Source organism: Paenibacillus sp. PAMC 26794 (assembly GCF_000316035.1).
Classification (GTDB): domain Bacteria; phylum Bacillota; class Bacilli; order Paenibacillales; family Paenibacillaceae; genus Paenibacillus.
Window position 1 is genome coordinate 45,850 of record NZ_ANHX01000079.1, and the last position, 21,289, is coordinate 67,138.

Sequence of the window (21,289 nt, forward strand, 5' to 3'; positions counted from 1 at the left end):
GATGGGACGAGGGCTGCTGAAGCTGCCGGGCATCCGGCCGGTACTCGCGCTGGCATCAGCGCTGGTACTGTTGCAGGCGATGACGATCATTATGCAAGCCAAATGGCTGGCACAGGCCATAACAGCATTGTTTGAAGGTTCATCCGTAACGGAGCAGTACCCGGTACTGCTGCTGTTCCTGGCTGCTTTTGCCGCCCGCTACGCCTTATCCTTCTGGTTACAACTCGTGACTTCACGATATGCGGAGAAGACAGGGACCGATCTGCGCAGACAGATGGTGGAGCAGTGGTTCAGACTTGGACCGCGTTATGCCAAGACGGAGGGCACAGGCCATCTGGTTACACTGGCACGTGAGGGAACAGCTCAATACAAGACGTATCTGGAACTATTTATTCCTCGCATGCTGGGCATAGGATTCACACCCATCGTCATTCTGCTGTATGTGTTCAAGCTGGATCTGATGTCCGGGGTTATTCTGATGCTGACTCTCCCAATCCTGATTGTGTTCATGATTCTGATTGGCCTCGCAGCTCAGCGTAAGATAGACGGACAATTCAGATCCTACAAAGCACTCGCTAACCATTTTGTCGATACCCTGCGGGGGCTGGAGACGCTAAAAACATTGGGACAGAGCAAGACACACGAAGGGTCCATTCTGCGGGTCAGTCAGCGGTATCGGAAGGCAACGATGTCTACCCTGCGCCTAACCTTTCTTTCTTCGTTTGCACTCGATTTCTTCACCATGCTGTCCGTTGCTTCCGTAGCTGTTGGTCTGGGATTACGTCTGACGGAAGGGCATATGCTGCTTGGCCCTGCGCTGACAGTACTGATTCTGGCACCTGAATATTTCCTGCCTGTACGTATGCTCGGTGCCGATTACCACGCAACATTGGACGGTAAGGAAGCCGGAGTAGCCATTAACCAGGTGATTGAACGGGGAAAAGCCGCTGAACAGCAACAGAAAGAAGCCTATGCGAATGTTGTTGTGCATGCAGACACAACAGAGGACGGAGCTGGATCTACATCATCGTTATCTTCGGGTAAAAGGAAAGCAAGCTCTTCGACCATACACGTCGTGTTGAACGATAAAATGGCAGCGGGGCATCCTGATCCTGCTTCTACTTCTACTACTCCTAATCTTGTTGCTTCCTCATCTTCAGTGTCCTTCTGGAATGAGAATAGCAGATTGGCATTAACGGATGTACAGGTACGGCATGATGATGAAGGTCCTTATTCGCTAAAGGATGTTACATTTCAGATTACAGGTCTCGGCAAAATCGGTATTATTGGCGCCAGCGGAGCAGGCAAATCCACGTTGATTGACGTATTGGCTGGATTTCAGCTTCCTACTTCAGGCCAAGTATTAGCCAACGGACAGCCTGTGACACAGGATATGCTTGAATCCTGGCGAAGACAGACGGCAGCTATCCCGCAGCATCCGTATATCTTTAGTGGAAGCCTAGCCGATAACGTTCGTTTCTATATGCCGGAGGCTTCGGATGCGGAAGTGGCCAAGGCCATTAGCGCAGCTGGATTAACCAAGCTTCTGACCTCATTATCCGGTGGGTTGCATGAGTCGATTGGGGCTGGCGGCAGACAGCTCAGTGGTGGGCAGGAGCAACGGGTAGCGCTGGCAAGAGCCTTGCTTAGTCAACCGAACATCCTGCTGCTCGATGAACCGACAGCTCATCTGGATGTGGAAACAGAGTATGAACTGAAACAGACGATGCTGCCGCTGTTTGATGGCAAACTTGTATTTTTGGCTACCCATCGCCTGCACTGGATGCCACATATGGATCGGATTATTGTTATGGACGGCGGCACGGTGGCAGAGACGGGAACACATCAGGAATTGCTGGCACGACAAGGTGTATATTATCAGATGATTCAGGCCCAGATGGAGGCGATATAACATGAAGTCCGGATATGAGCATATGGAGACCGTCCGTAACGGAAAAGAAAAAAATAGCTGGATTGCTCCGTATGTGGCACAGTACCGCTGGAGATTCATTGCAGTCATTGCGCTAGGCACGTGTGCTGCACTGTGTGCGGTACTGCTGCTGTTCACCTCCGGATTTCTGATCTCCAAGTCTGCGCTGCGTCCTGAAAATATTTTGATGGTGTATGTACCTATTGTCGGGGTACGTGCATTTGGGATATTCCGCGCCGTGTTTCGATATATCGAGCGATTGGCAGGACATGATGCCGTACTGCGGGTATTGGCCGATCAGCGGGTGAAGCTGTATCGCATTCTTGAGCCGCAAGCCCTGTTCCTGCGCTCTCGCATGCAGACAGGAGATGTACTCGGAGCACTCGCCGATGATGTGGAGCGGTTGCAGGATATCTATCTGCGTACCGTTTTTCCCGCCGTTACCGCACTTGTGATGTACGGTGGGGCTGTGATTGCCTTTGGCAGTGTGGATCTGGGATTTGCGATGTGGATGGGCTTGTATATGTTATTTCTCGTTGCCGTGTTACCTGCGATCTCTCTTAAAGTAACGTGGAAATGGCGTGTACGGCTGAAAAAGGAAAACAGCAGGTTGTATACCCGTCTAACTGACGGTGTGCTTGGACTGGGAGATTGGCTTGCAAGTGGACGAGCCGCAGAATTTGTTCAGCAGCAGGAAGAGGCAGAAGAACAGGTCGACGCGATTCGTCGCAAGTTGCGGCGTTGGACACGCTGGCGTGATCTGATGGCCCAGTGCGTCATTGGACTAATGGTAGTAACGGTTACGTTATGGGCCGGAAATACTGCTTCTGTCGGGCAATTACCTGCCGTGATGATTGCTGCTTTTGTATTGGTATTATTTCCGCTCACGGAAACACTTCTGCCTGTAGGGGATGCGGTGGAGCATCTTCCACAGTACCGGGAGTCGCTGGATAGCTTGAAACAGCTGGAAGGGATAGAGCATCTTCCGGTGCAGAATGGAGTGGATGATGTTGGCCGAACAGGCGACTCGATCTCTGTAATAAAAAACGGCAACGGATTGGCTGGACAGACATCGGAGTCCTTGCCAGCTGCGAATGCTATCCCGGACAGACGAATTCGTCTTCGCATTCCGCCCAAACTAAGAGCAGATATTGAGATCAATCGCGTTAGTTACCGGTATGCAGCGGATGATTCCTACGCTGTACAGGACGTATCCCTTCATCTGCCACAAGGCAAACGATTAGCTATTCTTGGACGAAGCGGCGGCGGCAAATCGACCTTGTTGAAACTGATTCAGGGGGCTTTGCTTCCGTCTGCGGGTAACGTTCTGATTAATGATTTGCCTGTGCAGACCCTGGGCGAAAGTATCACTGATGTCATTGCGGTGCTGAATCAGAGTCCACACCTGTTCGATACCACGGTAGCCAATAATTTACGGATTGGTCGTCCACATGCAACGGATGAGGAGATTCGTCGGGTGGCCGCGCAAGTAGGTTTATCCGGTCTGATCGAATCTTTGCCGCAAGGATATGATACGCCGATGCTGGAGACGGGTCTGCGTTTCTCCGGTGGGGAAAGACAACGGATTGCTCTGGCCCGGGTACTGCTTCGGGAGACACCTGTTATTATATTGGATGAACCAACCGTAGGGCTTGATCCGGTGACGGAACGCGAACTGATGCGCACCATTCTGAACAGCTTGCAAGGCAAAACGATGATCTGGGTCACCCATCACCTGATTGGTGCGGAACAGATGGACGAACTTATTTTTATGGAAAATGGTCAGATTGCCATGCAGGGTTCTCACGAACAATTGCTGGCTAGGGAAGAGCGTTATCGCCGTCTGCTCGAACTGGATCGGCCGGGTTGGTCTGAGTTGCAGACAGTAGAGGTCGAGCTGCCACCTGCTGCTTCCAGATAGCAGGAATTTCCCGGTATAACCATGATCTCAGAGCAGGACTGTCCGTTTACTCAGCATCGCAAATGGGGCTGTTTCAAAAGGAATTCCGCCTCGCTCTAAGCGCTAACGAACCTGCCGCACCTTAAAAGGCGGATCATCAACGCTTGCAAGATTTTCAGTAACGCTATTTCGTCATAAAACGTGGTCAAAACCTAAAACCTCCACCGAATCGACGAAATAACGTCTCTGTGACTCGTTAGATCTCAGATCTCGGCAATGGAAGCGAATAGCGTGTCTCAGGTTCATTAAAAACAAAATAACACGAACAAGGGATGTCCCCTGTCATATTCATGACTTATGGGACATCCCCTTTTTGCTTTTTGATGTGGAGTTTTATGAAAAATCGCTATGTCTATGATGTGAAGTGATCTGTAGCAGCCAGTCCCATAGACATATCGCTCAGATCTCCTGTGCCAGCAGCATGGCTGTGCCACAGGATTGACGCACAACCAGTTCCGGCTCCACTTTAATGCAGCGGTTATCCATTTGCTTGTTCATCAGATCGAACAGAATCATGGCGGCAAGGCGTCCGATTTTGTCGGTATCCTGCTTGACGGTTGTGAGCGGCGGATCGGTATAGCGGCAGGCCTCGATATCGTCACAGCCTGCAATCGCGATGTCCTCCGGTATGCGTAGGCCGTGCTCCTTGAAGGCGCGGGCAGCTCCGAAGGCAAGCAGATCCGTGGCCGCAAATACTGCCCGTGGCAGAACGTCACAGGAGAGTATTTTCTTGGCTGCTTCATATCCGTCTGCTGCGGCATAATCGGAGCTGTATACCATCCATTCGGGCTTCTCCTCAATACTAAACTGCTGTAGGGAACGCTTAAACGCCTCTTCCCGCTGTTGCATCACCAAGGAGGCACGCTGAAGCCCAATAAAACCGATATCCCGGTACCCGTTCATATAGAACTGCTCGACAACTTTGAGTGAAATTTTCTCGTTATCCGACATGATGTAACAGGAGCCCTGTCCTGTCAGCTCAATGTCAATGCCGATACAAGGAATCGGGCTGGCATCCAGGTCGAATATGCTGCTCTCTACCTCATCCCCCGCAATAATAATGCAGCCATCCACTTGAAAATACTTGGATCTCGCCAAGTAGTCCTCACCCTGATCCAGAAACTTCTCATTCGAGAAGAAGAGTAGATCGTATCCAAGCAAGCCAATTTGTTTCTTAAACGCATTGATAACCTGTACGAAGAAAGGGTGGCTGAAATCCACGTTCAGCTTCCCTGCAAACACGACGCCAACTAGGCTGGATTTTTTGGTTGCCAGTGTTTTGGCTGAAGAAGATGGACGATAGCCTGTCTCTTCCATAATTTTAAGCACGCGCTGGCGCGTTTCCTCGCTGATATCTGGATAGTTATTGATAATCTTGGACACCGTGGCTACAGACACGCCGGCTAAACTCGCTATCGTTTTGATATTCATAAACATCCCTCGGATTCCTAAACTGGTTTCGTAAACTGGGGCTGTATCGGTTTTTTCGCTTTCTTGCAAGTATTCTATGCTACAAAGACAGGAGAGTCAACAGCAGAAAGGGGGGTTCACACTTGAAATGATATGCATCCATAGGTTTTAAGCGATCAAGGAGGTTTGTCGCGAAAATAAGGATGAATTTTAGCACATAATCTTAATTTTTTTACAGATTTTGAGTCCATTTGAAGGGAATACCGGGTTATCTGGGGCTGTACATGAAATCATGTCATGTGCTGTGTTTCGTAATTTTCGTAAAGGTTAACTTGATTTCAACGTATATAACGATAAAAAAAGCTTTTATCAAGCGGGTTGGTGCATGGAAATCAAAAAACACAAAATGACTATTTACAAAATAAAGATCTGAAGTCATAATAAGGGTGAAATTAACGAAACTGATTTCGTAGATTTAATTCAAAATCATGGGGGACAACGAAAATGAAGAAAATGACTTTAACCATTGCGCTTGTAACCGCTTTATTGTGTGTGCTCGCCGCTTGTAGTAGCAGCTCTTCGGAAGAAGGAACTCAGGCTACAGACAGCAGCAAAAAAGTTACCTTGAAGATTATTCACTGGCAGCAAGAGAACATTAACAACTACATCAAAGAGTTTAATACGAAATTTGAAGCGAAATATCCGGACGTAAAGGTGGAATATACGACGGTTCCGGCGGATGCTACATATGATCAATTGATGCAAACACGGATGAACGCCGGTAATAGTGGAGATGTCGATATCATTCCGCTCAAATCAAGCTTTGTAGGCGCTCCGCAGGATTGGTCCAAGGGCGCTGCTGACCCGATGTGGAAGCAGTGGATTGATGCAGGGCTGATCAGTGACCTGTCGGATCAATCATTCATCCAAAACTACAATGAAGTGGATGTACAGAACGCAATGACGTACAACGACAAAGTGTACGGTGTGAACATGGGTAAAGTAGCTTTCACAGGACTGTTCTACAACAAGGAGCTTTTCGCCAAATATAATCTGGAAGTGCCTGCAACCTGGGACGAATTGCAGCATGTCATCCAAGTATTTAAAGACAATGGGGTAGAGGCGCTTGGTCTGGCGGGCAAGGATGTGTGGCCGATTGGCCTCGCGGTGCAAGGTCTTCAGGCTTCTATTCATGAGGATCAGCTTGCTTATATCAAAGGACTGTGGACTGGCGAAACCAAGCTGACTGATCCGGTCCAGATCGAAGTATTACAAAAATCTCAAGTGTTGATGAACAGTGCGATGCCGGGCTTCATGGGTGTTGACTATGGCACACTGCCAAGTTTGTTTGCTACAGGAAAGGTTGCCATGATTGCTGACGGCACTTGGGATGCAACAACGATTCAAACGGCCAATCCTGATCTGAAATTCGGTTATTTCCCTATTCCAGGCAGCAATGATGCGGCCAAAAACAAAGATTTGGCCGGTAAATACGATATGACCTGGATGGTGGTGGACAAATCACCGAACAAGGACTACGCAATGAAATGGCTTGACATGTTGTCCGAGAAAGAGAACTATACGGATTTTGTTAATGTAGCCGGCTTCCTCCCAACACAACCTGATGTGGAAATATCGAGCGAATTTATCAAGGGCATTCAGCCGTACCTGGAAAACTTCAAGCTTTCCTGGGATCAGTTGTTCATTAACCGTCAAAATGTAGGGCAGTACATTTCGGAGTCCAGCGTTCACGCGGAAATGCTCAAGCCTGCCGGACCGATTGCAACGCCGGAAGAGCTTGCAAGCAAATCACAAGCGGATTGGGACGCTGCTGCTCCAAAATAAGTTAGCATCGATGGCACATATGTGCCGCATACGCCGGAATCACGCTCAGGGTCAGAGCCTTCGGGCCCAGGCCAGACCGCTATTCCGGCTTTCCTTTGTCTTGGTTTTACCACATGAAAGGTGTGAGGAAGATGTATCCCTTTGGAAAAGGTAAGGCTCGGCTTGTTCCTTATCTCTATTTGAGCATTCCGTTGCTGCTGTACATGGTGTTTGGTTTCGGACCATCGCTCGTAACGGTGCTGTTTTCGTTCACGGATGCAACTGGCGTTCGGGGTCAGACATGGAGCTTTATCGGCTTTGAAAATTATAAAACATTTTTTGGTGCATCCAATGCCGGAGATCGGCTGGATGCTATTGGGCGATCCTTGTACTTTGCATTTGCTGTAGTGATCATCCAAAATGCGGTTGGTTTGTTCATGGCGATCTTGATCAACAAGAAGCTTAGAGGCGACAAATTGTACCGTGCGGTATTCTTTTTGCCGGTTGTATTGGGGGTTACGGTGTCCGGACTGATCTGGCAACTCGTTGCGAATCCGCTGGGTGGCCCAGCCCAGTCGCTTCTCAATTTTTTTGGTACCAGCTCCAACTTTTTTGGTGATTATAATATCGCCTTTGAACTGATTATTTTCGTTCAGATCTGGATGTACATGGGGTATTCCATGACGATCTTTCTGGCAGGTCTGCAATCCATTCCAAGCGATCTGTATGAGGCGGGTTACATGGATGGTGCTTCAGGGTGGAAAGCATTTACCAACATTACATTCCCGATGATTGCCCCTTCATTTACGGTCAACATGCTGTTGTCCATTATTGGAGCTTTGCAAACCTTTGACATTATCTATGTACTTACGGGTGGCAAGTTCAATACAACGACGCTTGCGTTTGATGTATACGCTACGGCGTTTGGCAGCGGAACGGCAGATTACGGCTTGGCTTCTGCTGTCGCCATGATTCAGTTCCTCTTTGTATTTACGATATCTATGATTGCGCTGTTCTATCTTCGTAGAAGAGAGGTGGAAGTATAATGAAGCAGAGCCAAACGTCGAGAATGGCTAGCTACGTCATCGTCCTGCTTATGCTTGCGTTGTACGTTTTCCCGCTGTTCTATCTGTTCAATGTATCGATGAAGACGCAGACGGAATATTTGCTTGATCCTGTAGCGATTGCCGAAGGAATTCGACTTGAGAACTTTTCCGAGGCATGGAATAAAGGAAACTTCTCTCAGTATATGTGGAACAGTGTGCTCTATACAGGGATGTCCACCCTTCTGACATTAATGTTGTCCATCTTTGCCGCATTCCCGCTCGCACGCAGATACGTGAAGTTCAGCACACTCATTTATATTTTCTTTTTGATCTCCATGTATCTTCCTAACCCGCTCATTCCGCAGTTTTCCCTGATCAACAATCTGGGTCTCTACAACACGCAGCTGGGGTATATTTTGCTGAAGACGACAGGGACGGGGATCGCCTTTTTGATGTTCGTGGGTTATATCAAATCCGTATCACGGGAGCTGGATGAGGCGGCGGCCATGGACGGGAGTGGATATACACGTTATCTGTTCACGATCCTTGTTCCGTTAATGAAGCCAATCCTGGCAACAGGCATTATTCTCACCGCGATAGGTGTATGGAACGATATTATCGGGCCGACCATTTATTTATCTGATCCGAATTATCAGCCGGTAACCAAAGGACTCTTCACATTTTATGGACAATACATGAATAACTGGCCGCTGCTCGCCTGTGGCATTCTGATTGTTACCTTGCCGCTGGTTGTCCTGTACGTTGCTCTGCAACGGTTCATTGTGGGAGGCGCTATGGCCGGGGCTGTTAAATCTTAATTCAGTTCAGGTGCAGGAGTTAACAAGGTATGCTTCGGGGGCAGTCATTGCATCCTTCGCCTGATCGGGCAGGCCAGCATATGGAGTGCTACACATGGATTGAACCGCAAACAAGGAAGCAACCCTCATCGTAACGAAGGTTGCTTCCTTGTTTGGTTTTACTATTTTACAGATCCACCAGCATCAGAATAATGGAGGACAGACAGAGGCAGGTGCTGACGAGATACAGCACACCCACAACCTGATTTTGATTCAATCCGGCACGCAGCAGTCGATAATGGGCTTGACTCGCATCGGCCTGGTAGATCGCTTTACCTTGAATGAAACGTTTGATAACGACAAAGATGTTGTCGAAGATCGGTACACCCAGCGCCAAAATCGGAATGAAGATGGACAACATGGTTGCCTGTTTGAATGCACCATCCAGAGCGATAACCGCCAAAATGAAGCCAAGGAACGTAGCGCCTGCATCGCCCATGAATACTTTGGCAGGAGCTTTGTTGTACTTCAGATAACCGATCGTCACACCGACCAGAATGATGGACATGAGTGCGGAATCACTTTGACCTTTGGCCAAGGCTACGATGAACAGGGTAATCGCCGAGATGGCCGATAATCCGCCAGCCAGTCCGTCCATGCCGTCCGAGAAGTTGATGACTGTTGTCACCCCGAAGATCCACAGGATCGTGAGAATGAATTGCAGCCAGATTGGAAGCATGACATATTCCGCGTTAAAGGGATTCACAAATCCGGTGAACGCTATGCCAGAAGCAAATACGAGCACTGCCGCAGAGACCTGTACGAGCATCTTGGGCAGGGCAGGAAAATCTTTGCCTTTTGTTTTGTACCAGTCGTCGACGGTACCAATCGTTAGCAGAAGCATACCACCAGCGACCAGAGCCGCCGTTTCCCATGTGATTTCTTTCGTCAGAGCAATGTATGTCAGGAAAAATCCAGTAAATATCGCGTAACTCGCCGTGAGCGGGATAGGTTGCCTGTGTAGCTTACGCTCCACATCTTCCCGGGGCTTGTCCACAAAATCGAGCCGGTGAGCCAGTCGACCAAGCGGCGGAATAAGCAGAACCACGACAGCAAAAGACACTATAAAAGCCAGTATGTATACCATAAACTCGCTTGTTTCACTCCCATCTACCAATTTCACCTTATTATACGAGTTAAACAGGAAATCTGTCGATGTCATTATTGTAACCAGACGTACGCAAAGGTGAGCAAAAGTTCAGGTTTTATTGTATTTGAGGAAGATAGGAGCCGAAATAATGATTTGTCGCTTCTACATTATATCCATCATCACCTTGCCAGGTCGCCGCAAAGACGAAATCACTGGAACCACCTTTGCCTTTTCTCGGTTTATCTCCAGGCACCAATATTCCGGCTGCCGCCCAGATTTCCAGCAGGGCATCACGCTCCTGTTTGCTGGAAGGGAAGAGATCCTTCCACTTCTTCTCGAGGGAACGTGCACTGTCCTTGGGGTCTTCCGTCTGAGCTGCTTCAAGAAGGTTGACCAGGATGGCTTGGTCTTCAGGAGTTACTTCATAGTTCGCATCGTTGTCCTGAAGCAGTAATTCCAGATCCATCAGGCAATAGATAAGCCAGCCATGACGCACGCCGCCCCACTTGATCCGTTCAAAATTCAGGACGTTTAAGTCGACGTTAGAATAATCTTTGTCTGACTGCAAACGCAGGAAGTTACAATCTCCACAGGCACTGGTGTTAGGGTGAAGGGCAGGACGTTCCTTGTAAGTATGCAAAGGCATCTTCGATGTTAAAGCCCAGCTGGATAATGCGCTGCGTAGATAGACTTTTTTGGTGGACAGACTATGTAGAAAGGCCGAAATCACCCGCTCCTTGAGCGAGTCATCCTGATGCATGTCGTATAGACGCTGGACGATCTCGTCATGCGTGATCGTGATTGGGTCGAACATAACGCCTTTGCTTTTAGCATATTCAAATTCATCTCCAGAGAAGGGTAGAGAGGTTGTTTTCCAGCCCCCACCTCCCCAGAAGGTGCTCAACAGTATCTTTGCCGCTTTTTTGTCCACATGGTTAGCCTCCTTTATGGGAATTGCGATCATGATTAATGTGATTTTTTTATCCCAGACCTACTTACTTTAATGTACGTATTCCTCGGTTGAATTCAGAATCATCTCGACGAGGCCTGGAAAACGTGTGTTTAGCTCTTCCTTTCGTAGGGAATAAAAGTGCTGTTTACCTTCAATACGCGGCTGGATCACGCCAGCTTCACGTAAAATTTTGATGTGATGGGACAACGTGGATTTGGAAATATGGTCTACTTCGAAGGCGGAACAGTTTTTCTCGCCAGAGCTGGCTAGACAGTGTGCAATTTTCATGCGGATCGGATCGCCCAATGCATTGCAGACCGTAGTCAGTTTCAATTCCGAAGCCATAGGTATCGTTGGAGTTCTCATATCTATGACGTTAGCATATTCGGCTTTCTCTTTCAATGTTTGAAAAATATCGAACTATAGAAGTTGAACTGTAACTATTACACTTGTTTACTCCGATTGCAGTACCATCTTTCGATCGCTCTTATCCCCAGATTTTCTTTATTTCCTTGGTCCAAGGGAACAATCCGGTGATAGCGTATGCTTCCGATGTAGCTTTCTTTCAGAAAGCTTTCAAGCGCACGCTTCGCTTCTTCAGATTGGTTCTGCACTCTCCGTGTTAGTGTAAAAGTCGGTCTCAACTTATATATTTCTTGCAGGCAGTATAAGAAGTGTGTTACATTTCTTTTCAGTTAGTTCGAAAATATTCGAACTGAAAGATTGGAAAACGGTTTTTTATTCTAGGAGGAATATAAATGAGTACTACAAGTACCACTACACTGTTGAACAACTATTTCCGTTTATTTGATGCTTCACGCACAGACGAGCGCGCCATGGAGGACTTATTGTCCCTGTTTACACCGGACGCAGAGATTGTGCTTAACGGCACCAGTCGATCAGGGTTCGATGGTTTTATGAAAGCTTTCTACGAATACAATAAGGATGTAAAACATATGTGGGACGCGTGGGTACAACAGCCTGACGGCAGCTACCAAACGAACTGGGCAGTATGCGGACAAGCGGCAGACGGAACGGTATATGCCAAAGCAGGCATTGATATCGCGCGTGTAAATGATGCGGGGCAGATTGTGTATCTGGAGAATGTACAAGCCGACCAGAATGCGTTCAGCAAGTATAATCAGTAATATCGGAGTATTAATAGGTAATAATGCAATGGTTAGGAAACGAAGCTCTACAGTCTTTCATGCTGTGGGGCTTTTTTCGATGGCATATTTAGCTAATTTGAAAGGTGCTGATGAGGACAAGGGCTTTATCTATCCAATAGCACAGTTTCTACAGGGAAATTGATACACAAAAACTTTACATGAAGATATGTACATGAAAAGGCCCCCCCCCCCGCATGTCATAACATGGGGGAGGGTCCTCATGAACGTTCATAAAACGTAGTCGTTAGAGTCGGATGTTAGTTTGAACCAGACGCAGCTTAGGAGATGGGGATTACTACATAGTGGTGACGATGGTCGGTCAATTCTAACGAACCTGAGACGCGCTATTGGCCGAAAATTGGCATAAGTCAGATTCTAACGAATCGCAGAGACGTTATTTTCCGGGAATTCTCACTTTGGGGTAGTTTTCGCCGCTAAAATCGGATATAAGGTGGCTCAGGTTCGTTAGATTATGAAAACATGCTAAAAGCTTCATATAAGACGTCTACGATTCGTTAGTTATTCCATGCCACACCTACCCTTGCATCGTCTTATTCTGAAAAGCGGCGATATCCGCATACTCTTCTTCGAATTTACGGGAGATGCGGATGAAGATCGGCAGCAGTTCCCGGTAGACGCGTACGCTATCCGGGTCCGGCTGGTGCCGGTGCGTTGATCCGATCATGCTGGAGACGGCACTCAGGGAATCGATGCGGCCAAGGGCGTACAAGCCCAGTACGGCTGCGCCGAGACAGGAGCTTTCAATACTTTCGGGAATGATGACATCCTGATCGAAAATATCGGCCATCATCTGGCGCCATAGCTCGGAGCGGGCGAAGCCGCCTGTCGCTTGGATTTTTTTCGGACGACCGATCTTTTCTTCAATCGCCAACATGACCGTGTACAGGTTAAACAACACCCCTTCGAGCGCAGCGCGAATCATATGTTCTTTCTTATGATGCAGCGTCAGGCCGAAGAATGAGCCGCGTGCGTTCGGATTCCAGAGCGGAGCCCGCTCACCTGTCATGTACGGATGGAACAAGAGACCCTCCGAACCCGGAGGTACGTTTTCCGCGACACGAGTGAGCACTTCATACGGATCAATGCCAAGTCTTTTCGCCGTCTCCACCTCGGAAGCCGCAAACTCGTCCCGAATCCAGCGGAAAATAACACCGCCATTGTTCACTGGTCCACCAATCACCCAGGCGTCCTCCGTGAGTGCATAACAGAAGAAGCGTCCTTTTGGATCGGTCACCGGTTTATCTACGACTGTACGAATCGCTCCACTGGTACCAATGGTTACGGCCACGACGCCTGGATCAATGGCGTTCACGCCCAGATTGGAGAGCACACCATCACTGGCTCCGATAACAAACGGTGTGGTGACCGCAATGCCCATCTCCTTGGCGTACTCCGGGTGCAATCCATGTTTCAGCACATGTGTGGTTGGTACCAATCGGGACAGATGTTCCGGGGTAATGCCCGCCACATGTAGCGCTTCTGCATCCCAGTCGAGTTTCTCCAGATTCATGAGTCCGGTGGCGGAGGCCATCGAGTGGTCGATGACGTATTCAGAGAATAATTTATAGAAAACATATTCTTTCATGGATATGAATTTATGTGTCTGTCTGAACAGTTCCGGTTGATCCCGGGTGAGCCACATGATCTTGGTGAGAGGGGACATCGGATGAATCGGCGTACCTGTTCTCAGATAGATTTCGTGACCATTCATCTCCGATTTGAGTACTTCGGTCCACTCAGCACTGCGATTATCTGCCCATGTCATGGCCCGCATCAGCGGTGTGCCGTGTTGATCGACAGGCAGAATGCTGTGCATGGCTGAACTGAAGGATACAAACAGAATGTCCTCTGGCTTCACTCCCGCTTTGGAAGTGGCCTGTTTAACGGATTCAATGACTGCTTTGAAAATATCTTCCGCATCCTGCTCCGCAATCGCAGGTGTGGGGGTGTGCAGCGGATAATCTGCACTGCCTTGTGCCACAATGGTTCCGTTCTGTTCGAACAAGACGGCCTTGGTGGAGGTCGTGCCGATATCTACGCCGATCATATAGGGTGAAGAAGCCATTTTGTCATCCCTCTTTCTTCAATATATAAGTGAAATGAATGCTGTTACACGTTAACACTACGGGTACAGAAAGCCTTCCGATCGCCGTTATCCCCAAATTTCTTTGATCCCTCTTCAAAGGGAGAAATTTGGTTATAAATGCGAACATTTCATTTCTTCAGGCCCTTTCTGTCCCCTCCGTGCACGTGGCGCTATTCATCCAACTTATATGGCATCTGGTATTTATCTATAGATAAGAATATCAGACTTGAGGGATGGATCAAAATGCCAGAATCTTAATCCTTCACCGCCCCTGCGGCAATATCCGAAATAAATTGACGGCTAATAAACAGGAACATAACGATGAGCGGAATAACGGCGAGTAACGTACCTGCGATGACCATCGCATAGTCTGTGTTATACAGTCCGTTCAATTGAGACAACGCAATCTGCAACGTGTATTTGCGTTCATCCGTCAGGACGATCAAAGGCCACAGATAATCATTCCATACGCCGATAAAGGTGAACGCGCCGAGGAAAGCAAAGGCAGGTCGCAGAATCGGCAGCGCAACGTTCCAATAGAGCCGGAAGAAATTACAGCCGTCGATGCGGCCCGCATCCAGCAGATCGTTCGGAATCGACTCTGTCGCATACTGGCGAATCCAGAAGATACCGAAGGCGTTCACCATGCCCGGAATAATGAGGGCTTTGAAGGAACCGACCCAGCCGAACGTAGCCATGAGTACGAAGGAAGGCACCAGCGACAGCTGGGAAGGAACCATCATGGTGGCGAGCAGCAGGATGAAGAGCCACTTTTTGCCCGGAAATTCAAACTTCGCGAACGCAAACCCCGCCAGTGAGTCAAAAAACAGTACCAGAATAGTCAAAAGGCCCGACACAAACAACGTATTCAGAAAGGCGCCCCAGAAATCAATCTGCTGCAACACCCGCGTAATATTATTCCACAGTTCACCGCCGAACCAGAGCTGGGGCGGGAACTTGTAGATATCGGACGTTGTCCGGGTGGACATTACAATCAGCCAATAGAACGGGAACATGGATATGAGCATGCCCCCGATAAGACCGGTATACAACACCAGCGATTTGAGGTGTTTGGTCGCCATGTGCGCTCCCCCTTATCACATCAGGATGATTTGCCTTGAACAAGCTTCCAGTTCACAATCGAGAACAGGGCGATAATGAGGAACATGCCCCAACCAACGGCAGCGCCATATCCGAAGTAATTGTTAATGAAGGATTCACGGTAGAGGTACAATACAATCGTCATGCCTGCTGCACCAGCGCCACCATCATTACCTACCAATACTTGTGGCTCAGTGAACAGCTGCATACCGCCGATGGTTGATGTAATGACCGTAAACAGGATCACAGGACGCAGCATCGGAATTGTAATTCGGAAAAAGGACTGTATCGCTGATGCGCCGTCAATTTTGGCCGCTTCGTATAATGTCTGCGGGATACTTTGAAGTCCGGCTAGATAGATGACGGCATTATATCCGGTCCAGCGCCAGACTACCATGGAGGAGATTGCGACTTTGATGCCCCATGGTGCATTAAGCCACTCCACAACCGGTAGCCCGACCGACTGCAACAGATAATTGAGAAAGCCATAATTGTTGGCAAATAAGGCACCGAAGATAATGGCTACCGCCACGATGGATGTGACATTTGGCAGGAAATAACCGACCCGAAATAATGTACGGAACTTCACAAATGGTGCATGCAGCAGAAAGGCAATAATCAGGGCAAAGAAGAGCATTGGAATCGTCGAATAGATCCAGATCATGAACGTGTTACCCACGGCTTGCCAGAACTCGGCATCGGTCAGCATGTATTTGAAATTGTTGAGTCCGTTAAACGTCATGACACCGATGCCATCCCATTTATGAAAAGCCAGATAGAGTGAGAACCCAATCGGGAACAGGCCAAATACCGCGAACAGAATATAAAACGGCGATATCGCAACATAAAGTGCACGATGCTCCCACATTCTGGCCCACAGTGACTTCTGCCGATCCAGATCAGGTCTTGCATTTCCGGGATCGGGAGTAAGACGAGGTTCAGTTACAGCCATATGAATTCCTCCTTTGCGGATAACGAAACCACACGTTCTTCAGGTTAACGCTGCAATTCCCGCTCGACGCGGTGTACCGTATCTGTCCAGACCTGCTGTGGATCGGCATTTTGCTTCGCGACATCATTCAGCCGCCGGGTGATAATGTTGTGTACGGATGGATATCGTTCGCCAAAGAAAGCATCCGGCACATCCTGTGCCGATTCGGCAAATACAGGCCCTGTCGCCTGTCCACCGAAGAAAGGTTCTTTTTCTTTCATGGCAGGATCATCAAACACACCTGGTGCAGAAGGGAACAGATTCAATGTCTGATATTGCTCCAGTTGATTTTCGGGACTTTGCAGCCAGCGAACCAGTTCAAAGGCTTCCTGAGGATGCTCACTCGACTTCAGGATGGACAGGAATGATCCCCCGTTGTTGCCATCTCCCCCTGGTGCCCGAGCGACCCGCCACTTCCCGGAGGTGTCCGGAGCGGCTTCCTGAAGCACTTGTTTCATCCAGACGGCACCTACAAAAGAGGCGATTTCGCCATTATTCATCGCGGCGTTCCAGCTTGGAGTCCAGCCATCTGCATTGGCTAGCAGTCCCTTCTCTTTGAAAGCAACGGCCGTATCCCAGCTCTTGCCCACAATAGGGGAATCCATGCCGATAAAGGACCCATCCGGCCGGAAATAACGCTCCGCAGACTGCGATATGACTTGATTGTAAACGGTTGCAATATTGTCAGTTAGAAAAACCTTGCCTCCGAATTTCTCTTTGATCTGTTCTCCGGCGGCTGCATATGCATCCCAGCTGTTGATCTGGCGTGTAACGTCATCGGGATCAGATGGCAATCCTGCCTCCTTGAACAGATCTTCTCGGTAGAAGAGGGCTGTTGGCCCCGTATCCATCGGGAACCCGATCATCTGTCCACTTGGCGTAACACCTTGCTTCCATTTCCACGGCAGATATTGGTCTTCAATATCTCCTGCACCGAGATCATACAGATTATAGAAACGGTCCTCACTGGGGAATAGCTCCATGATCCAGTCGTTCAATGCCACAATGTCTGGTTCACCTGAGCGTGCAGCGAGTGTTGTTTTGAGCTTTGCCTTGAAATCACCGCCGATTTTCTGAGCTGTCAGTTCGATATTGGGGAACTTTTCCTTAGCCCTGGCAATCAACTTATCATCGATGGAACGGTTCCAGTACCATAATGTAAGCGCTACCTTTTTGTTGCTCGCTGAATCGTCCTGTCCGGGCCAGATGGAGCATCCGCTTATGAGCAGGACGCAGACCATCAGTATGGCTGTCCAGCATGTTCTTTTCCGGCGGATCATGTGTATTACCCCCTCATCGTTAAGTTCGAGGCATGAAGTGCGTTGGACTACAACATTAGTGTATGAGCAGTTTATAAACTCATACCCAATATTCTTGAATTGAAACACAAATCTGTGACAAATGCTACCATAAATTTTATCAGTTACTTTAAAAATAAAAGTTACTTGACACATGATAATTTTTATTTTAAACTAACTTACATAAAGTAACTAATGATGATGAAAATAATATAGATACGTACTATATAATATCCAAGTGATCCAAATTCACTCTGGATGCGAATCAATCAACATACAAGTTGGCCTAAACAGGAGGAACGACAATGATCAATTCACATATTATTCAACTGCTTGCCCCCAAAATCCAGACTTTTCCGAGTGGAAAAGAGTTTATATACCTGGTGGGACCAATCAAGCTCCCGGTTAACCTCGATGGGGAGACCAAGACATTCCAGTGGTACAGCTGGATGAAATCGGACAAAGCAATGGAGAGCGGAGAGTTAATTGAATCCCTTGCTGCTGCTGAACTGGCAGAACGTCAACAATCCAGTGTTCTGGTGTATGGTGACTTTGCTGACGCGCAAGAAGCGCTGATCCGGATGCATAGCATCTGTCATACAGGCGACATCTTTGGCAGCAAACGCTGTGATTGCGGCTTCCAATTGGAGCAATCCATGAAAATGATCGCCGCTCACGGAGCAGGCGCACTGTTCTACCTTGCGAACCATGAAGGCCGTGGCATCGGTCTGTTCAGCAAAGCCATGGCGTACATTTTGCAAGAAGAAGGTCTGGATACGGTAGATGCGAACTTGCAGCTCGGATTCACGGACGATGCTCGTAATTATGACGATGCGATTGCTGTGTTGCGTGCACTTCGCTCCGCACCGGTTACCCTGATCACCAACAATCCACGGAAGCTGGCTGCCTTGCAGGAAGCGGGATTGAATGTGGGCGGACGTGTACCACTGTGGGGAGATCGCTCTGCCTTCAACGAGAAATATCTGCAAACGAAAGTGAACCGTTCTGGTCACTTGTCAGAAAATGATGGCTGGGCTGGGGCAGAGACACTGCTTCCGCATGCGCAGGCTTAATCCTTATTTATAGACTTATACGATTAGCTGATTAAGCCGTTGTTGTACTCTCCGTTATGGAGAAGTACAGCAGCGGCTTTTTTGTATGGATACTAGCATAGCGATCAGGTTTTCCTGATTCATGGAATGGCTTGCCGTTCCCACAGTGCGGATTATACAATATAGTCATCTGATGAATGCGGGAGGAACCAAGGTGCCATTTGAGGGACAACGTATATTGCCGGCTGCAAAGAGCATGAAGCAGTTTGAAGCGATGATTGAAGGCCCTTATACCTATGGGGTGATGCTGGAAACCCATATTGCACAGCTTCAGAGTGTAATGGACGAGGCGCGGCGATATGACAAAAAGATACTTTTGCATGCAGATTTGGTTCAGGGATTGAAAAACGATGAGTATGCGGCAGAGTATCTGTGTCAGCACATTCGCCCGGCGGGTCTGATCTCTACGCGAGCGAGTGTCATTCAGAAGGCAAAGCAGAAAGGCATTACAGCGATTCAACGTATTTTTCTGCTGGATACCCATGCACTGGAGAAAAGTTATCTGTTGCTGGCCAAAACTCAACCTGATTATATTGAAGTACTACCTGGCGTCATTCCGCATATTATTGCGGAAGTATCTGTGCGTACCGGTATCCCTATTATTGCAGGAGGATTGATTCGATCACCGGAAGAGGTTGAACTTGCGCTTGGCGTCGGGGCTACGGCAGTGACCACATCCAATGCAGATCTGATCCGACACTTTGAGAAATCGCTTACACCTTAAAAAGAACCCACAACAGGAGGTTATCTGTATGGAAAAATATATATTGGCTCTGGATCAGGGAACAACAAGCTCCCGAGCTATTCTGTTTAACCGTGGCGGAGAGATTGTGCACATTGCACAGCAGGAATTCCCTCAATATTTCCCCAAACCGGGCTGGGTAGAGCAGAATGCTAACGAAATCTGGAGTTCCATTCTTGCCGTGATGGCTTCATGTCTGGCAGAGAGCGGAATCAAACCTGTTCAGATTGCCGCAATTGGAATTACCAATCAGCGGGAGACGGTTGTGGTATGGGACAAAGAAACAGGCAGACCCATCTATAATGCAGTGGTTTGGCAATCCAGACAGACCGCAGATATCTGTGAAGAATTGAAGACGCAGGGTCTCGGGGACCTTTTCCGCCGTAAAACAGGATTACTGATCGATCCCTACTTCTCGGGAACAAAGGTGAAGTGGATTCTGGATCATGTCCCTGGTGCCCGGGAGCGGGCAGAGAAGGGTGAACTGCTGTTTGGCACGATTGATAGCTGGCTGATCTGGAAACTGAGCGGGGGTACACATGTCACGGATATATCCAATGCCTCACGTACTCTGATCTATAACATCTATGATCTGCAATGGGATGACGAATTGTTGGATATCCTTGACATTCCCAAGGCCATGCTGCCAGAAGTGCGAGGTTCATCCGAGGTGTATGCACACACAACAGACTATCATTTCTTCGGTCATCGGATTCCGATTGCGGGAGCAGCGGGAGATCAGCAGGCAGCGATGTTTGGTCAGGGCTGTTACACCAAGGGAAGTATGAAAAATACATATGGTACCGGTTGTTTCATGCTTATGAATACGGGAGAGAACCCGGTACAATCCAATCACGGACTGATTACAACGATTGCCTGGGGCATGAATGGCAAGGTTGAATATGCGCTCGAAGGCAGCATTTTTGTTGCAGGTTCAGCGGTTCAGTGGCTGCGTGATGGATTAAGAATGCTTCGCTCTTCAAAAGATAGTGAGGACTACGCCTCACGCGTGCCTTCGACAGACGGCGTTTATATGGTGCCTGCATTTGTGGGACTGGGCAGTCCGTATTGGGATAGTGAGGTTAAGGGGGCGGTGTTTGGCCTGACCCGAGGCACGACGAAGGAGCACTTCATTCGTGCTACGCTGGAGGCGTTGGCGTATCAGACCAAAGATGTACTGGAGGCAATGGAATCCGACTCGGGTATTCCCGTGCATGCTCTGCGTGTGGATGGCGGGGCGGCGGCCAATGATTTTCTCATGCAATTCCAGAGTGATATTCTCGGCATTCCTGTCGAACGCCCAACGGTGAATGAAACAACTGCATTGGGTGCGGCTTACCTGGCAGGGTTGGCGGTTGGATACTGGACGAACGCGGATGAATTGACCGATCATGAAAATACCGAACGTGTCTTCCATCCTGTTATGGCTGAGGAACAACGGACAGAACTGTATGCAGGCTGGAAGCGTGCAGCGAACGCAGCAATGGCTTTTAAATAAAAGAAATGAAATGAATATTCCTTGGTGTGGGCATTTGTACTTTTTAACTAAACATATGTTATAAATGATATTTACTGGTGGAAAATGATGCATGATTTACAGGGTTATTCTTCCTGGATAAGGTGAAATATATAGCTACTATAAGGAAAAAAACAAGGTTATTGGATTCATTTGAAATTCCATCCTTTGGCAGGACAAATTT

General features: G+C 48.4%; 17 protein-coding genes. 9 read left to right on the forward strand and 8 right to left on the reverse strand.

The genetic code is table 11. The features are described from left to right. Window position 1: 1 nt before the first annotated feature. Together cydD and cydC are read left to right on the forward strand one after the other, a co-directional pair. A complete protein-coding gene (gene cydD / locus D829_RS0125425) occupies window positions 2–1,912 on the forward strand; it encodes a thiol reductant ABC exporter subunit CydD (protein WP_017691733.1) in 1,911 nt (636 codons plus the stop codon). Between the two features lies 1 nt (window position 1,913). After that, a complete protein-coding gene (cydC, locus tag D829_RS0125430) occupies window positions 1,914–3,851 on the forward strand; it encodes a thiol reductant ABC exporter subunit CydC (RefSeq protein WP_017691734.1) in 1,938 nt (645 codons plus the stop codon). 438 nt (window positions 3,852–4,289) lie between these two features. Here cydC and D829_RS0125435 read toward each other — a convergent pair whose 3' ends face one another. Next, complete coding sequence (locus D829_RS0125435; RefSeq protein ID WP_026081414.1) at window positions 4,290–5,321, reverse strand: LacI family DNA-binding transcriptional regulator; 1,032 nt, start codon at window positions 5,319–5,321, stop codon at window positions 4,290–4,292. Between the two features lie 483 nt (window positions 5,322–5,804). Here D829_RS0125435 and D829_RS0125440 point away from each other — a divergent pair, with 483 nt between their 5' ends. From D829_RS0125440 to D829_RS0125450, 3 genes are all read left to right on the forward strand, one after another. After that, window positions 5,805–7,145 (forward strand): extracellular solute-binding protein, encoded by a 1,341-nt coding sequence (locus D829_RS0125440; RefSeq protein ID WP_017691736.1) that lies wholly within the window; start codon window positions 5,805–5,807, stop codon window positions 7,143–7,145. Between the two features lie 131 nt (window positions 7,146–7,276). After that, on the forward strand, window positions 7,277–8,170 hold the full coding sequence (locus D829_RS0125445) for a sugar ABC transporter permease (RefSeq protein ID WP_017691737.1): 894 nt from the start codon (window positions 7,277–7,279) through the stop codon (window positions 8,168–8,170). Continuing rightward, on the forward strand, window positions 8,170–8,988 hold the full coding sequence (locus D829_RS0125450) for a carbohydrate ABC transporter permease (RefSeq protein WP_017691738.1): 819 nt from the start codon (window positions 8,170–8,172) through the stop codon (window positions 8,986–8,988). Before D829_RS0125445 ends, D829_RS0125450 begins: the two co-directional genes overlap by 1 nt. Before the next feature lie 166 nt (window positions 8,989–9,154). Here the strand turns inward: D829_RS0125450 and D829_RS0125455 are convergent, their stop codons facing one another. From D829_RS0125455 to D829_RS0125465, 3 genes are all read right to left on the reverse strand, one after another. Then, complete coding sequence (locus tag D829_RS0125455; RefSeq protein ID WP_017691739.1) at window positions 9,155–10,114, reverse strand: MraY family glycosyltransferase; 960 nt, start codon at window positions 10,112–10,114, stop codon at window positions 9,155–9,157. 118 nt (window positions 10,115–10,232) lie between these two features. Further along, window positions 10,233–11,048: a hypothetical protein gene (locus D829_RS0125460; RefSeq protein WP_017691740.1), complete on the reverse strand. Its 816-nt coding sequence runs from the start codon at window positions 11,046–11,048 to the stop codon at window positions 10,233–10,235. 69 nt (window positions 11,049–11,117) lie between these two features. Further along, window positions 11,118–11,435 (reverse strand): metalloregulator ArsR/SmtB family transcription factor, encoded by a 318-nt coding sequence (locus D829_RS0125465; RefSeq protein ID WP_026081415.1) that lies wholly within the window; start codon window positions 11,433–11,435, stop codon window positions 11,118–11,120. Window positions 11,436–11,827: 392 nt separating this feature from the next. Between D829_RS0125465 and D829_RS0125470 the strand changes: the two genes are divergently transcribed. Beyond that, complete coding sequence (locus tag D829_RS0125470) at window positions 11,828–12,217, forward strand: nuclear transport factor 2 family protein (protein WP_017691742.1); 390 nt, start codon at window positions 11,828–11,830, stop codon at window positions 12,215–12,217. 556 nt (window positions 12,218–12,773) lie between these two features. Here the strand turns inward: D829_RS0125470 and gntK are convergent. The 4 genes from gntK to D829_RS0125490 all read right to left on the reverse strand — a co-directional run bounded on the left by gntK (window position 12,774) and on the right by D829_RS0125490 (window position 17,717). Further along, window positions 12,774–14,324 (reverse strand): gluconokinase, encoded by a 1,551-nt coding sequence (gntK, locus tag D829_RS0125475; protein WP_017691743.1) that lies wholly within the window; start codon window positions 14,322–14,324, stop codon window positions 12,774–12,776. 275 nt (window positions 14,325–14,599) lie between these two features. Continuing rightward, the gene (locus tag D829_RS0125480; protein ID WP_017691744.1) at window positions 14,600–15,427 is read right to left on the reverse strand and encodes a carbohydrate ABC transporter permease; all 828 of its coding nucleotides are present in this window, start codon (window positions 15,425–15,427) and stop codon (window positions 14,600–14,602) included. A 20-nt stretch (window positions 15,428–15,447) separates the two neighbouring features. After that, window positions 15,448–16,326 (reverse strand): sugar ABC transporter permease, encoded by an 879-nt coding sequence (locus D829_RS0125485; protein ID WP_085981468.1) that lies wholly within the window; start codon window positions 16,324–16,326, stop codon window positions 15,448–15,450. A gap of 116 nt (window positions 16,327–16,442) precedes the next feature. Continuing rightward, window positions 16,443–17,717: an ABC transporter substrate-binding protein gene (locus D829_RS0125490; RefSeq protein ID WP_017691746.1), complete on the reverse strand. Its 1,275-nt coding sequence runs from the start codon at window positions 17,715–17,717 to the stop codon at window positions 16,443–16,445. 323 nt (window positions 17,718–18,040) lie between these two features. Between D829_RS0125490 and D829_RS0125495 the strand changes: the two genes are divergently transcribed. The 3 genes from D829_RS0125495 (at window position 18,041) to glpK (ending at window position 21,087) form a co-directional block, all read left to right on the forward strand. After that, the gene (locus D829_RS0125495; protein ID WP_017691747.1) at window positions 18,041–18,808 is read left to right on the forward strand and encodes a GTP cyclohydrolase II; all 768 of its coding nucleotides are present in this window, start codon (window positions 18,041–18,043) and stop codon (window positions 18,806–18,808) included. A 193-nt stretch (window positions 18,809–19,001) separates the two neighbouring features. Beyond that, window positions 19,002–19,571, forward strand: a complete 570-nt coding sequence (locus D829_RS0125500; RefSeq protein ID WP_026081418.1) for a glycerol-3-phosphate responsive antiterminator — start codon at window positions 19,002–19,004, stop codon at window positions 19,569–19,571. Window positions 19,572–19,599: 28 nt separating this feature from the next. Next, on the forward strand, window positions 19,600–21,087 hold the full coding sequence (gene glpK, locus D829_RS0125505; protein WP_017691749.1) for a glycerol kinase GlpK: 1,488 nt from the start codon (window positions 19,600–19,602) through the stop codon (window positions 21,085–21,087). The last annotated feature ends 202 nt before the right edge of the window (window positions 21,088–21,289 follow it).

Excerpts from the sequence above, each read along its gene's own strand:
- cydD (WP_017691733.1), top strand. The coding sequence starts at position 2 with ATGGGACGAGGGCTGCTGAAGCTGCCGGGCATCCGGCCGGTACTCGCG.
- cydC (WP_017691734.1), top strand. The coding sequence starts at position 1,914 with ATGAAGTCCGGATATGAGCATATGGAGACCGTCCGTAACGGAAAAGAA.
- D829_RS0125435 (WP_026081414.1), bottom strand. The coding sequence starts at position 5,321 with ATGAATATCAAAACGATAGCGAGTTTAGCCGGCGTGTCTGTAGCCACG.
- D829_RS0125440 (WP_017691736.1), top strand. The coding sequence starts at position 5,805 with ATGAAGAAAATGACTTTAACCATTGCGCTTGTAACCGCTTTATTGTGT.
- D829_RS0125445 (WP_017691737.1), top strand. The coding sequence starts at position 7,277 with ATGTATCCCTTTGGAAAAGGTAAGGCTCGGCTTGTTCCTTATCTCTAT.
- D829_RS0125450 (WP_017691738.1), top strand. The coding sequence starts at position 8,170 with ATGAAGCAGAGCCAAACGTCGAGAATGGCTAGCTACGTCATCGTCCTG.
- D829_RS0125455 (WP_017691739.1), bottom strand. The coding sequence starts at position 10,114 with ATGGTATACATACTGGCTTTTATAGTGTCTTTTGCTGTCGTGGTTCTG.
- D829_RS0125465 (WP_026081415.1), bottom strand. The coding sequence starts at position 11,435 with ATGAGAACTCCAACGATACCTATGGCTTCGGAATTGAAACTGACTACG.
- D829_RS0125470 (WP_017691742.1), top strand. The coding sequence starts at position 11,828 with ATGAGTACTACAAGTACCACTACACTGTTGAACAACTATTTCCGTTTA.
- gntK (WP_017691743.1), bottom strand. The coding sequence starts at position 14,324 with ATGGCTTCTTCACCCTATATGATCGGCGTAGATATCGGCACGACCTCC.
- D829_RS0125480 (WP_017691744.1), bottom strand. The coding sequence starts at position 15,427 with ATGGCGACCAAACACCTCAAATCGCTGGTGTTGTATACCGGTCTTATC.
- D829_RS0125490 (WP_017691746.1), bottom strand. The coding sequence starts at position 17,717 with ATGATCCGCCGGAAAAGAACATGCTGGACAGCCATACTGATGGTCTGC.
- D829_RS0125495 (WP_017691747.1), top strand. The coding sequence starts at position 18,041 with ATGATCAATTCACATATTATTCAACTGCTTGCCCCCAAAATCCAGACT.
- glpK (WP_017691749.1), top strand. The coding sequence starts at position 19,600 with ATGGAAAAATATATATTGGCTCTGGATCAGGGAACAACAAGCTCCCGA.